The 14,827-nt window shown below is 41.9% G+C and carries 7 protein-coding genes; all 7 read left to right on the forward strand.

What is annotated here, in order from left to right:
- Positions 1 to 9: 9 nt before the first annotated feature.
- Positions 10 to 975, forward strand: a complete 966-nt coding sequence (locus NBH14_RS22690) for a FecR domain-containing protein (RefSeq protein WP_186961358.1) — start codon at positions 10 to 12, stop codon at positions 973 to 975.
- Between the two features lie 449 nt (positions 976 to 1,424).
- On the forward strand, positions 1,425 to 4,676 hold the full coding sequence (locus tag NBH14_RS22695; protein ID WP_250817770.1) for a TonB-dependent receptor: 3,252 nt from the start codon (positions 1,425 to 1,427) through the stop codon (positions 4,674 to 4,676).
- A 12-nt stretch (positions 4,677 to 4,688) separates the two neighbouring features.
- Entirely contained in the window at positions 4,689 to 6,296 is a 1,608-nt protein-coding gene (locus NBH14_RS22700; RefSeq protein WP_186961356.1) for a RagB/SusD family nutrient uptake outer membrane protein, read from the forward strand.
- 107 nt (positions 6,297 to 6,403) lie between these two features.
- Positions 6,404 to 9,061, forward strand: a complete 2,658-nt coding sequence (locus tag NBH14_RS22705) for a sugar-binding domain-containing protein (protein WP_186961355.1) — start codon at positions 6,404 to 6,406, stop codon at positions 9,059 to 9,061.
- A gap of 119 nt (positions 9,062 to 9,180) precedes the next feature.
- A complete protein-coding gene (locus NBH14_RS22710; protein WP_186961354.1) occupies positions 9,181 to 11,796 on the forward strand; it encodes a valine--tRNA ligase in 2,616 nt (871 codons plus the stop codon).
- A 147-nt stretch (positions 11,797 to 11,943) separates the two neighbouring features.
- Positions 11,944 to 13,911 (forward strand): ATP-binding protein, encoded by a 1,968-nt coding sequence (locus NBH14_RS22715; RefSeq protein WP_186961353.1) that lies wholly within the window; start codon positions 11,944 to 11,946, stop codon positions 13,909 to 13,911.
- A 23-nt stretch (positions 13,912 to 13,934) separates the two neighbouring features.
- Entirely contained in the window at positions 13,935 to 14,786 is an 852-nt protein-coding gene (locus NBH14_RS22720; RefSeq protein WP_186961352.1) for a sugar phosphate isomerase/epimerase family protein, read from the forward strand.
- The last annotated feature ends 41 nt before the right edge of the window (positions 14,787 to 14,827 follow it).

Consider the following 14,827-nt stretch of genomic DNA (forward strand, 5'->3'; position numbering starts at 1 on the left):
AAGAAAAATATGCATGATCTGTTATCAAAATATTTGACAGGAGATATTTCATCGGAAGAAAAACTAACTCTTTTTCAGCAATTAAGAGAAAATCCGGAATTGAAAAAAGAAGCAGCCGGTATACAAAATCTGTCGGCACTTGTTTCTATGGCCCGGGAAGAGTATCCTGCTTCCGATATGCAATATCGCTCGTTTGTTCATTTGAGAAAAAAGCGCGCGTTCTTCTTTAATATGCGGAGAATAGCCGGCTATGCGGCTATCATGGTATTTTCTGTATTATCGACCTATTTGTTAATGACTTATATGGGAGAAGGAAGACAAGAACTAGCCCGCTATCAGGAGTTTTCAACACCTCCCGGCCAACGTGCCAGGGTATTGTTGGCCGACGGTACGGAAGTTTGGCTGAATGCCAATTCAACTTTACGCTATCCGGAACGCTTTAATTTGAAGCAACGGGAGGTTGAACTGCAAGGAGAAGCTTTTTTTGAAGTGGAAAAGAATAAAGAGAAACCTTTTGTTGTCAAGACAAGCAAAATGGATATACAGGTAACCGGAACCAAATTCAATGTAAGCGCTTATGAAGCGGAAACATATTTTGTTACATCTTTGGTTGAGGGAGCGGTTTCCGTTTCTTGTGAAAACGACCGGAACCGTACCTTTTCACTACGTCCGCAGCAGCAAATTATAGTGTCGGATTCTTCATCGAAAGTTGCCTTATTTGAGAATACCGATTTTCTGTCGTGGCGAGAAGGCGTATTTGTTTTTGATGATATGTTATTAACAGATATTATCAAAAAACTGGAACTGTTTTATGATGTGTCGATTGTTGTGAAGAACACGGAACTGGGCAGCTTCCGTTATACCGGAAAATTCAGACAAAGGGATGGAGTGGAAAGTGTTTTACGGAAATTACAAATTGTATATCCGTTCACTTATACAAAGGATGATGAGCGTAATCTGATTGTTTTACAGTAAATAAACCCTGACATCGAAAATGTCAGTTATAGAGTCGTGGCATTGTCTATGACGGCCATTCGTACGACCTTAACAATACTTGTGTAATGCAAAACAAAGCCATGAAGAAGATCGGTGAGTGATCAAAGTTAGATGCTAAAATATAACTTGTTTGTTAAATTGTGTTTAGTTTGTTGCCGATTATAGTGGTGTTTTTGATCTGATGGGTTTAACTTAATAGAAACGGAAAAAATATGTGTAACCTTAAAATAAGATGCCTATGATTTAAAAGAAATAAGAAGCCTTTTTTATATAAAAAAGCAGACAGGTGTTCCAGCACCTGTCTGCTATACATCTAACACTCTTAGTCGAAAAAAGTATTAAACAATTAATTTTACAAAGGTATGGAAAAATATGCTTTGTCAATCTTTTTGTATCAAAGAAAACATTTAAAGAAGTTTTTAAATATTATGAGAATTTCTACATTATTATTGTTTGTCTGCATTTTTACATCTTATGCGTCGGATTTAAGTTCGCAGACGGCAAAAGTAAATATTGCAAACACTCGTATGACAATCGGAGACTTTATCAAACAGGTTGAAAAGGAAACCGGTTATATGTTTGTTTATAATAAAGGAGAGATTGACGCAAACAGAACGGTTTCTTTAAAGAAAGGGAATAACACAGTCGGCGACTGTCTGAACAGAATATTCGATGGAACTGGTGTATCATTTGTTTTTGATGACGGATATGTCGTTTTGACGAAACATTCACAAACACAGGCTGCAGTATCTCAGCAATCCGGCAAACTGGTCAAAGGGGCGGTAGCCGATGAAAATGGCTTGTCGGTAATTGGAGCTAATGTCTTTATCAAAGGTACAACGATCGGTACGATCACAGATATGGAAGGTAACTTTAGTCTGGAAGTGCCTTCGGATAATGATATTTTAGTGATTTCTTACATTGGTTATGTAGAACAGCAAATTCCGGTAAAAAATAGAAAAAACTGGTCTATTGTACTGAAAGAGGATGCACAGAACCTGGATGAAGTAGTAGTAGTGGGATACGGTACACAACGGAAGGGAAATATTGCTACGGCTGTGACAACGGTTAAGTCGGATGTACTTCAGAACCGTCCGGTTCAGACAGTCGGTGAAGCTCTGCAAGGACAAATTCCGGGCTTGAGTGTAACGGCAAAAGGTGCTCCGGGTGAATCCCCTAAACTTCAACTGCGCGGATCTTCTGTTTTGAAATCGGATAATTCTTCTGAACCTTTGGTGTTGGTCGATGGAGTTCCTGCTGATTTTAACTTCCTGAATCCGGAAGATATTGAGAGTATTAATGTACTGAAAGATGCTGCATCTTCGGCTATTTATGGTTCACGGGCCGCAAATGGTGTATTGCTGATAACTACAAAACGCGGTAAGATGGGTAAACCAACTTTCCGTTATAATGGTTCGATAGGAGTTAATACGCCGATGTATATGCCGAAGTCAATCAGTTCTGCGGAATATGCAAGAATAAAGAATGAGGCGGAGAGAAATATGGGGCGTGCTCCGATTTATACCGATGAAGATATTTCAAAGTTTGCCAACGGTACGGATCTGAATCGTTATCCGAACACAAACTGGTTGGATTTGGCGATACAGAACAGCGTTACGACACGTCATGGCCTGGAGGCTTCCGGTGGTACGGAAAAAGTGAGATATCTGGTAAGTGCGGGTGTGGATCATCAGACTGGCATTTTCCCGAATACCCAACAGAATGTATTCAATGTGCGTTCGAGCACGGATATTTCGATCACCAAAAAGTTTGGTATCTCTTTTGATATACGTTATCAACTGAGGGATATGGATGCCTTGAATAATCAGGAAGATATTTACAAACAGTTGATTCAGGCCGATCCGACAATGGTTGCCTATTATACGGATGGTTCATACGGATATAATCCCGGATTCTTTACAAACCCATTGGTTCCCCTTTATGAAGGTGGGCAGAAATATACGAACAGGCATGAAGCTTCAGGTATTTTCAAACTGGATTATGAAATTATTGACGGATTGAAGTTTACCGGAATAGCTAATGTGAAATATACTTTCAAAAATGAAGAATCCAGAGCTCGTAAAGTCTTTTATAAAAACTATTTTACACAGGAGGTTTTTGAAAATGGAGAGAATAGTTTTTCAGACCGTCGCGATTACAATGCTTATTATAACTTGCAGGCATTGTTGAATTATAAGAAGAGCTTTGGCATTCATAATTTGGATATCCTGGCAGGTTATCAGCAGGAAAGTGAGAACAGTGACTGGCTGAAAGGTGCCCGTTCCGGTTATCCGACTGATATTATCTGGGAATTGAACCCGGGACCGAAAGATAACTGGAGTAATGACGGAAATGGTGAACACTGGGCGTTGGCTTCGTTTATCGGTCGTATTAATTATGATTATGATAATAAATATATTTTGTCATTGAGTATGCGTTCGGATGCTTCTTCCCGTTTCGCCAAAGGAAGCCGTTGGTCCACTTTCCCTTCTGTGGCTGCTGCATGGAGAATTTCTCAGGAATCGTTTATGAAAGGTACACGTAGCTGGCTGGATGATTTAAAGATCAGGGCATCCTGGGGACAAACAGGCAGTGCAACAGGATTAGGACTTTATCCGAGTTATACATTGATCTCTACGGGAGGTCTGATACTGAACAATACTTATCAGCAGATTGCCTCTTTGAAAACGATTGGAAATCAGGAACTGACTTGGGAACATTCCGACATGTTAAACTTTGGTTTAGATGTAAAGATGTTAAACAGCCGTTTGAATTTTACCGGTGAATATTATATCAAAAATACTAAAGATATTTTGTTGGAAATGCCTGTTCCGTTAGAATATGGATTCGGTAAACCGAATATGAATGTCGGTGAAGTTCGTAATAAAGGATGGGAACTGTCTCTGAGCTGGAATGATCGGATCAATGATTTCGGCTACAGTATTTCAGGTAATTTATCTGATAACCGGAATGAAGTTATTGATCTGGGAGGTACAGGGCCATGGAAAGGTTCCAATACATATACGGATGTCGGATTACCGTTTAATTCGATCTATGGATATGAATCAATGGGACTGTTCCAGTCTGACGAAGAGGTAGCCAATGCTCCTTTCCAGAATTCCAATACGGCAGCCGGTGATATACGTTATAAAAACCAGAATGGTGATGATAAGATCGATGCTAATGACCGTGTTGTAATAGGTGATCCAAACCCTCATTTCCTGTATGGCGTGAATTTGGGCTTTGATTATAAGAACTTTGATTTGAATATGTTCTTCCAGGGGATCGGGCAGAAAGACCGGGTTATAATGGATAATTTTGTCAGACCATTCTTCGACTCGTCTATCTTTAAACATCATTTGGATTATTGGACACCGGAAAATGCAGGAGCTAAATATCCGCGTATCCTGAATAAGGATGATGGAACTCATAATTATCAGCAGTCTGATTACTGGATGATCAATGCCGGATATTTCCGTATGAAGAATTTACAGATCGGATATACTATTCCGCGTGAGATATTGAGACCGGCGGGTTTTGACAGAGTCCGTGTCTATTTTTCTGCTAATAACTTGTTTACTGTTTCTGATTTTGTGCCGGGTATGGATCCGGAATCTGAAAAATCAGTGTCTTATCCGTTTGCCCGGACGTATTCTTTTGGTTTGAATGTTCAATTTTAATAAACTGGAAAAATGAAATCAATAAAAATATATATATGTGCGGCCATGATGGCGCTAGGTGTTTCTTCATGCGACAGTTTCCTGACAACTCCTCCTTTGGACCAGATTTCAGAAGATCAATGGTGGAGCGATAAGAGCCAGACTGAAATGATGGTAAAGGGAGCTTATCAATATGTGTATGGACCGAATGAAGTAGTACTTCGTGATTGTATCAGTGATAATGCAACACATCGTGACGCCAAATATAAAGAAGTGGGTAACGGTACTTATACTACGCAGAGTGCGGCCGTTAAGGATGAATGGAAGTATGCTTCCATAGCCAAGTTGAATTATATACTGGAAGGGATCGAGAAAGCGAAAGGCCAGATATCGGAAGAAGAATATCTCCGTTTTAATGCGGAAGTACGTTTTATTCGTGCATTTGTTTATTATGATATGATTTTCTTTTTTGGAGATGTTCCATTGATCACTAAGACTTTGAGTGTAGCTGAAGCTCGTGAGACATCGCGTCAGCCTCGCCAGGAAGTTTTGGATTTTATACTGAAGGAGTTGGAAGATGGAGTTTTACCGAATATTGAGAAGGTTGCTATAACGGAAACCGGTCGTGTTAACAAGCAGGTAGTAAATGCATTTCTTTCCCGTATTTATCTACATGAAAAGAATTATGAAAAGGTTCTTTATTATACGAATGAGGTAATCAAATCCGGGAAATACGAACTTCACCCCAATTATGAAGAATTATTCCGTCCACAGGCTGATGCCAGCAATAAGGAAGTGATTTTTGAACATCAATACAGTTCTCCGTTGGTTGTACATGAACTGAATCGTAACTTATCTCCGGCCTCTTCCATTTATGCCGGTTGGTCCCATGTGTTGGGGTTGCAGGAGTTGGTGGACGATTATGAATGTGTGAACGGTCATCCGGTTTCCGAATGCGAATCTCTGGGGTGTGAATATTTCCAGAAAAGGAAAGATGCGGAAGCTGAAACGCATCGCGGAGAATATGATTTCCGCGATCCTCGTCTGGCAGCAACGATCATGTGGCCGTATTGGGAATGGAAAGTTGGTGGGAATGTTTTATCCCGTTATGGTGTGGATGATCCGGACAGTAAGGATTATGTGAAGAAAGAAACGCATATGACCGGTTTTCTGGTTACAAAGTGGGTGGATTTGCAGGGGGAATATGCAGACCGTACACGTAGTCAGAAGAATATGACGATCCTACGTTATGGAGATGTTCTTTTGATGCGGGCAGAAGCTTTGATTGAATTAAGTCAGGATCTGGGTGAAGCTGTCGCTCTGATTAATCAGATCCGTCAACGGGCGGGGATGCCCGATATCGCAATGGCTTCTCAATCCGTATTACGTGAAAAGCTGCGTCATGAAAGACGTATAGAAACAGCCTTTGAGGGGTTGCGTTATTTCGATATTATTCGTTGGCATATTGCCGATAAGGTGAAATCCGGCAAAGTATATGGAGCTCGTTTGAAGGCTATCAGTGATGCAATGGATAATAAGTTTGTAGAAGAACGTTTCTGGAATGATAAAATGTATTTGTTCCCGATTCCTCAGGAAGCAATAGATAACAATTCGAATTTGGTGCAGAATAAAGATTGGTAACGATGGTTAATGACTAGGTTGGAGAACCCCGGATCTGAATTTACGGAAGAAGATTCGGGGTTTCTTTCTAAATGTAAAAATGATTGATTCTAATAACAGACTATTTTATGAAAAAGAATATTTTAGTGTTGCTATTTTGGGTATTGACATTAAATCTGTCCGCCTTAGGGTTACCGGAATTCTCGACTGCCGGTTTTTATGAATTACCCAATACCGGCCGTGAAGTTTATTCCATGAATCTGGCATGGAGGTTTATAAAAGGTGATGTACAGGGAACTCCTTATGCCGTGAATTTTGATGATTCCGGCTGGGAGATTGTTTCTGTTCCGCACGGATTGGAGTATCTGCCGATGGAAGCCAGCGGTTGTGCCAACTATCAGGGTATTGCCTGGTATCGTAAACGTTTTACTCCGGATGAACATCTGAAAGGAAAACAGTTGTTCATCCATTTCGAGGCGATCATGGGAAAAAGTGAAATCTATGTGAACGGGCAGTTGTTAAAAAAGCATTATGGCGGATATTTGCCTGTTATACTTGATGTAACGAATTTTCTGAAATGGGGTGAAGAGAATGTGATAGCTGTAAAAGCGGATAATAGCGATGACCCTTCTTATCCGGTCGGTAAACCGCAAAATCTACTGGACTTTACTTATTTTGGTGGCATCTACCGTGATTGTTGGCTGGTTGCACATAATGACGTGTTTATAACCAATGCGAATTATGAGGATGAAGTGGCAGGAGGAGGTTTGTTCGTTTCTTACGCAGATGTATCTGAAAAAAGTGCCCTTGTAAACCTGAAAGCCCATATCCGCAATAATTCGGCAAACGATAAAAATGTTACGGTTACTTTTGAGTTGAAAAAGAAATCAGGTGAACTTGTCAGGCGTGTATCGAAGAAGTTGACTGTGAAGAGGGGAAATGCTTCGTATGCTGTTGGTTCAATGAAAATTAACGCACCTTCTTTATGGAGTCCCGATCATCCTTATTTATATGATTTGGAAGTGATGGTCAAAGGTGCTAATGACCAGGTTGTGGACGGTTATCGTCAGAGAGTGGGTATCAGAAGTATAGAATTCAGGCAAACGGAAGGCCTGTGGATAAACGGCAAACCTTACGAAGGAAAGATAATGGGGACGAACCGGCATCAGGATTTTGCCGTTTTAGGTAATGCTTTACCGAATTCGATGCAGTGGAGGGATGCCAAGAAGTTGCGTGATGCGGGTTTGAAGGTTATTCGAACCCATTATGTGATAGACCCGGCTTTTATGGATGCCTGTGATGAATTAGGTTTGTTTGCGCTGGTTGAAGTTCCGGGTTGGCAATTCTGGAATAAAGAACCGGTCTTTGGAGAACGCCTTTATTCGGATATACGGAATATGATCCGTATACATCGTAATCATGCTTCTTTGTTCTTTTGGGAACCAATCCTGAATGAAACCCATTATCCGGAGGATTTTGCCAAAAAGGCATTGGATATTTGCCTGGAAGAATATCCGTATCCTTATAGTATTGCGGCTTGTGATGACGGGGCGGCTGGAGATCATTATTATTCCTTGTTATTGCGTCCGGTCGAATCGAAATTACGGACAGATAAAACCTATTTCATTCGTGAATGGGGAGATAATGTCGACGATTGGAATGCCCAGAACTCGGATAGCCGTGTAGCACGCGGATGGGGAGAAGTACCGATGCTGCTTCAGGCGGAGCATTATGCGAATCCGTCTTATGTAAAGGATTATCCGGTTTTATGTTATGAAACGATCTGCAATAAACCCGACCAGATTGTCGGTGCCTGTTTCTGGCATTCGTTCGATCATCAGCGCGGTTATCATGCCGATCCTTTTTATGGCGGAATTATGGATGCATTTCGCCAGCCGAAAGCGTCTTATTATATGTTTATGTCGCAGCGTTCTCCGGAAAAAAGCGATTTGATTACGGATAATGGACCGATGATCTATATAGCACATGAACTTACACCTTTTTCACCGAAAGATGTGACTGTGTATTCCAATTGTGATGAAGTACGTTTAACAGTCTTCAAGAGTGGAAAAGAATATATTTATAAGAAAGATCCTGATCATAAAGGCATGCCGTCTCCTATAATAACTTTTGCGGATGCATTTCATTTTATGGAATGGAAAGCGATGGCACGTTCGGGAAGGCAGGATGATGCGTATCTGCTGGCCGAGGGATTGATAGATGGGAAAGTTGTAGTGAGTGATAAACGCTATCCGTCCGGTCAGGCTGATCATATTTCTCTTCGTCTGGACAATGAGCAGGTTCCTTTGAAAGCGGATGGCTCCGATGTGGTAACTGTTATTGCCGAAATCGTAGATAAGCGCGGAACGGTAAAACGTTTGAATAATTCAGTTATCCGGTTTGAGATAGCAGGTGAGGGACGTTTGCTGGGAGATGCTTCCGTGGGTACCAATCCGTGTCCGGTCGTTTGGGGTTCTGCTCCGGTCCTGGTACAATCGACAACAAAGTCGGGTAAAATCAAAATCAGTGCTTCCATGCAAAATCCGGGGCTGTCACGTCCGTTGGAGGGGATACTGGAGTTTGAAAGTGTAGCAAATGATCAAAAAGAAGTTTTCTCACAGAAAGAGTTATCCTTATCCGGACAATCCCGCTCTGTAGTTAATCTTTCCATTAACAAAAGTGATCTGGAAAGGGAGAACGAACGTTTACGTAAAGAATTAAATCAATTGAAAGTGAAAGATGTTGAAAGGCAACAGACGCAGTTCGGTGTAGGGATCAACGATTGATGTATCCTGATTTTATAGGCGGAACATGCTATATGATAATATTTTTTGTACCTTTGCAAATCAAAAATAACAGGCTGGTTGGCCTATGTTTAATAAGGATATAATTAGAACAAAACAATATGGAAATTGCAAGTAAGTACAACCCCGCCGAAGTAGAGGGAAAGTGGTATCAGTATTGGTTGGATAACGGCTTCTTCAAGTCGAAACCAGACGGCCGTGAGCCGTACACAATCGTCATTCCGCCCCCTAACGTCACCGGCGTACTTCATATGGGACACATGCTTAACAATACCATTCAGGATATCCTGATCCGTCGTGCCCGCATGCTTGGGAAAAATGCTTGTTGGGTACCGGGCACCGACCATGCTTCTATCGCTACTGAAGCGAAGGTTGTAAACAGACTGGCTCAGCAGGGCATCAAGAAAACGGACCTGACCCGCGACGAATTTTTGAAACATGCCTGGGAATGGAAAGAAGAACATGGAGGTATTATCCTGAAACAGTTGCGCAAACTGGGTGCTTCCTGCGATTGGGACCGTACGGCTTTCACGATGGACGAAAAACGTTCGGAAAGCGTATTGAAAGTATTCGTAGACCTGTTTGAAAAAGGACTGATCTATCGCGGTGTACGTATGGTAAACTGGGACCCGAAAGCTCTGACTGCTCTTTCCGATGAAGAAGTAATTTATAAGGAAGAACATAGTAAATTATATTATCTCCGTTATAAGATCGAAGGTGAAGACGGTTATGCTGTTGTTGCAACCACCCGTCCGGAAACGATCATGGGCGATACTGCCATGTGTATCAATCCGAACGACCCGAAGAACCAGCACCTGAGAGGTAAGAAGGTGATCGTTCCGCTGGTAAACCGCGTGATCCCGGTTATCGAAGACGATTATGTAGATATCGAATTCGGTACAGGTTGTCTGAAGGTAACTCCGGCGCATGACGTAAATGACTATATGCTGGGTGAGAAATACAACTTGCCATCTATCGATATTTTCAACGATAACGGTACATTGAGCGAAGCAGCCGGTTTATATATCGGTATGGATCGTTTTGATGTTCGTGAGCAGATCGAGAAAGATTTGGAAGCAGCCGGCCTGCTGGAAAAAGTAGAAGCATATGAAAACAAAGTCGGTTATTCTGAACGTACAAACGTTCCTATCGAACCGAAGTTGTCTATGCAGTGGTTTCTGAAAATGGAACATCTGGCTCAGATTGCTTTGGAACCGGTTATGAATGACGAACTTAAATTCTATCCGCCTAAGTTCAAGAATACGTACCGTCACTGGATGGAAAACATCAAGGATTGGTGTATCAGTCGTCAGTTATGGTGGGGACACCGTATCCCGGCTTATTATCTGCCGGAAGGTGGTTATGTAGTAGCCGAGACAGCAGAAAAAGCATTGGAACTGGCAAAAGAGAAGAATCCGGCATTGACAATGGCCGATCTGCGTCAGGATGACGACTGTCTGGATACCTGGTTCTCTTCCTGGTTGTGGCCGATCTCTTTGTTTGACGGTATCAATAATCCGGATAACGAAGAAATCAATTACTACTATCCGACCAGCGACCTGGTGACAGGACCGGATATTATCTTCTTCTGGGTTGCCCGTATGATTATGGCTGGTTATGAATACCGTAAAGATATGCCGTTCAAGAATGTGTACTTTACCGGTATCGTTCGTGACAAACTGGGACGTAAGATGTCGAAATCATTAGGAAACTCTCCCGATCCGCTGTTACTGATCGAACAGTATGGAGCCGATGGGGTCCGTATGGGGCTGATGATGGCTGCACCTGCCGGTAACGATATTCCTTTCGATGAGGCATTGTGTGAACAAGGACGTAATTTTAATAATAAGATATGGAATGCCTTCCGTCTGATCAAAGGTTGGACGGTAGATGATAAGATCCCACAGCCGGAAGCATCGGCAACTGCTGTTAAGTGGTTTAAGATACAGTTGGACAAGACGATTGCCGAAGTGGACGACCTGTTCAGCAAATACCGTTTGAGTGAGGCAATGATGATGATCTATAAATTGTTCTGGGACGAATTTTCTTCCTGGTATCTGGAAATGATCAAGCCGGGTTATCAGTTGCCGATCGATAAGGTGACTTACGATGCGACACTCGGTTTCTTCGATGCCTTGCTTCGTTTGCTTCATCCGTTCATGCCGTTCATTACGGAAGAATTGTGGCAGGCATTGGAACCGCGCAAGGAAGGTGAAAGTTTGATGGTGGCGTTGATGCCGGAAGTAGCCCCGGTCGATAACGCGTACCTGGATGCTTTTGATGTAGTGAAAGAAATTGTTAGCGGTGTCCGTACTATTCGTTTGCAGAAAAATATTCCGAACAAGGATACATTGGCTTTACAGGTTTTAGGCGATCATAATGATGCTTTCAATCCGGTTATTGCCAAGATGTGTAACCTGTCTGAAATTACAAAGACTGACGATAAAGCGGCCGGTGCTGTTTCTTTCCTGGTTCGTACAACTGAATATGCTGTTCCTCTGGGCAATATGATCAATGTGGAAGAAGAATTGGCAAAACTGGCTGAAGAACTGAAATACCAGCAGGGGTTCCTTGCTTCCGTACAGAAGAAGCTAAGTAACGAAAGTTTTGTAAGCAAAGCTCCTGCAAAAGTGATCGAAATGGAACGCAAGAAACAGGCGGATGCCGAAAGCAAGATCAAGTCGATCGAAGAAAGCATTGCCGCTTTGAAGAAGTAAAACGCTATTTTACCCTGTTATAGGTCCTATATTTGTTCTGAATCAGACAAATATGGGACTTTTTATTTTTATCTTTTATAAAAAGGTATAATCTATTTGATTTTTGCTAACTTGCAGGCCTTGATATGTATGCTAGGTTTGTAAGAAATGAGGGTATTAAGGGGAATACTGTTTATCAGTTTTTGTTTTCTTTGGGGATACTGCACCCCGGAAACATTAAACGCCGCTGAAGAGAATAAAGAAACGTTGTCGCTCGACACTCTTTATACTTTGGCACAGAAGCATGTTCAGCAACAGGTTGGTTTTATATATTCTACCCGTTTGCTGGAAGAGGCTAGACGTCAGAAAGATAGCTATCAGGAAGCGAATGCTATGTTCTGTTATGTGCGCTATTATTATGCTAAAAATCCCGACAGTATGTATTTCTGGATGCAAAAGGCATTACCTTTATTCTTGGAACAGAAAAGGTTAGTCGAGTATTTCCGGATGAAAGCCTGGTATATTTATCTGTTAACCCGCAGTAAGAAAAATGAAGAAGCTTTAAAATATGTCTCCAGTCTGAAAAAGGAAGCCGGAGCCTTGAAATTCCAAGAAGGTGTGGAGATGGGCAATCAAGCATTGGCGGATTTTTATTTATCTAATAATTTGGAAGAAGAAGGCGTTGCTTTGTATGAGGAGGTTTTGAATAGTATGGAAATGAGGAATGCTCCATTGATCAAACGTATTAATATTATCCGGCAGTTGATGAATAAAGCGACGAATTTGGAGATGAAAATGAAGTATACCAGTCGCCTGGATGATTACGTGAAAATATGTAAGGAGAAAGGAGTAGAATCTTTGGATATTGAAAATCCTGTCTATTATTTGGAGTATGTGGTACATCGGCATTACGCTATACTATATATAGCCATGGACAGACTCCCGGAAGCACTGGCGCATTTGAAGAAAGCGGAGGAATATATCCGGAAGTATGGAATGTATAGCTATAAGAATGAGTTACAGACGATTTACGGAGCTTATTATAAGCAAAGCAAACAGTATAACAAGGCATTAGCCATTTACGATTCCTTATTACCTGTCTGGCGCGAACGGAAAACGATGCTGGGATATCTTGAGATGTTGCAGCATAGAGCTGATGTCTTATTGGAAAGTGGAAGGGATAGGGCTGCCTCATTAGCTTACAAGGAATATGCATTTTTGAATGATTCATTATCCAAAGTACATTTTTATCAGGAACTGGCGGAAATGAAAACGCAGCATGAGGTGGATAAGTTGGAGTTGAAAAACAGGCAAATGGATCTGGAAGTAGCACAGGCTCATTCTCATCTGCTTCAAATGGGAGGCGGGGCCGCTTTCCTGCTAATTCTGTGCTGTTTGCTGGGATATATATCGTACAGCCGTCATCGGTATGGTCAACAATTGAAGTTGGCAAAAGAGAAGGCGGAAGAGGCCGACCGGATGAAGTCTGCTTTCCTGGCGAATATGAATCACGAAATACGTACTCCGCTGAATGCGATTGTCGGTTTTTCGCAGGTGTTGGTCGATGAGGATGATCTGGAAACCCGCCAGGAATATGCTGATATTATCCAAAGTAATAATGAACTGCTTCAGCGTCTGATCACGGATGTCCTTGATATTTCGAAGATAGAATCCAACACTATGGCGCTCAGTTATGCCAACCATGATCTTCCTGTCCTGGTGAAAGAGATATATAATGTAATACTACTCAGGATGCCGGAGAACGTTAAATTGGAATTAAATGAGTGCCCGCCACAACTTTTTTATACCGATCGTAACCGTCTTACGCAAATTCTTACTAACTTGCTGACCAATGCGATTAAGCATACGGAAAAAGGTTTTATCCGGTTTGGTTATGAGGTGACGGAAGCTGATGTCATCTTCTCGGTGGAAGATTCGGGTGAAGGTATTCCTGAAGATAAACTGGAGCAGATATTCAGCCGCTTCGTTCAACTGAATGACTGGAGTAAAGGGGTAGGACTGGGGTTAGCAATTTGTAAAGGTCTTATTACGCAAATGGGCGGGACGATCAGTGTCTCTTCCGTGTTTGGCGAAGGCTCTGTTTTTACGGTTGTGTTGCCATTGAAAAAGCCGTAACATATTATTTACATAATTATACCATGGAGAATTCTAGAAGAAAATTTTTTAGACAAGGACTTGCCGGTGCATTATTGTTAGGATCGGCAGGCGTAGTAAAAGCCGGTTTGCCGGACCGGATCATTCCAAAGGCGGCGAAGTCAATAAACCCCTGGCGTTTGGGGATGGCTGGTTATACATTTGTTAATTTTGATTTGGATACTACTCTGAAGACATTGCAGAGACTCGATATTCATTATCTTTGCATTAAGGATTTCCATCTGCCGCTGGATAGTAACGAAGAACAGATCAAGGCATTTCATGAGAAATGTGCTGCTCATAATGTTACCGGCTATGCTGTTGGTCCTATATATATGAAGAGTGAAGCGGAAATTGACCGTGGTTTCGAGTATGCGAAACGCGTAGGGGTGAAGTTGATTGTGGGCGTACCCAATTACGAATTGCTTCCTTATGTGGATAAGAAAGTGAAAGAGTATGACTTCCACTATGCGATCCATTTGCATGGGCCCGATATTAAAACATATCCGGATGCAACAGATGTATGGGAACATACGAAAGACCTGGATCCGCGTATCGGAATGTGTCTGGATATCGGTCATGACCTGCGTAACGGATGTAACCCGGTTACCGACCTGAAAAAATATCATACCCGTGTGTTTGATATGCATATCAAGGACGTGACGGATTCGTCGAAAGCAGGTGCCGGTATAGAAATCGGTCGTGGAAAGATTGATTTCCCTGCGCTGATGAAAATGATGCGTGAGGTGAACTATACCGGAATGTGTAGCCTTGAATATGAAAAGGATATGAAAGATCCTTTCCTGGGTATAGCTGAATCGATCGGCTATTTCAAGGCGGTGAGTGATATTGTATAATTAGAGGCGCAATCTTTTGCGCCTCCTTCTAATAGTGAAAA

It is taken from the genome of Parabacteroides caecihominis, from assembly GCF_023656785.1.
In the GTDB taxonomy this organism is placed as follows: Bacteria; Bacteroidota; Bacteroidia; order Bacteroidales; family Tannerellaceae; genus Parabacteroides; species Parabacteroides segnis.

What these genes read in the sequence shown, in the direction of transcription:
- NBH14_RS22690 (WP_186961358.1), top strand. Translation starts at nt 10, where the DNA reads ATGCATGATCTGTTATCAAAATATTTGACAGGAGATATTTCATCGGAA.
- NBH14_RS22695 (WP_250817770.1), top strand. Translation starts at nt 1,425, where the DNA reads ATGAGAATTTCTACATTATTATTGTTTGTCTGCATTTTTACATCTTAT.
- NBH14_RS22700 (WP_186961356.1), top strand. Translation starts at nt 4,689, where the DNA reads ATGAAATCAATAAAAATATATATATGTGCGGCCATGATGGCGCTAGGT.
- NBH14_RS22705 (WP_186961355.1), top strand. Translation starts at nt 6,404, where the DNA reads ATGAAAAAGAATATTTTAGTGTTGCTATTTTGGGTATTGACATTAAAT.
- NBH14_RS22710 (WP_186961354.1), top strand. Translation starts at nt 9,181, where the DNA reads ATGGAAATTGCAAGTAAGTACAACCCCGCCGAAGTAGAGGGAAAGTGG.
- NBH14_RS22715 (WP_186961353.1), top strand. Translation starts at nt 11,944, where the DNA reads ATGAGGGTATTAAGGGGAATACTGTTTATCAGTTTTTGTTTTCTTTGG.
- NBH14_RS22720 (WP_186961352.1), top strand. Translation starts at nt 13,935, where the DNA reads ATGGAGAATTCTAGAAGAAAATTTTTTAGACAAGGACTTGCCGGTGCA.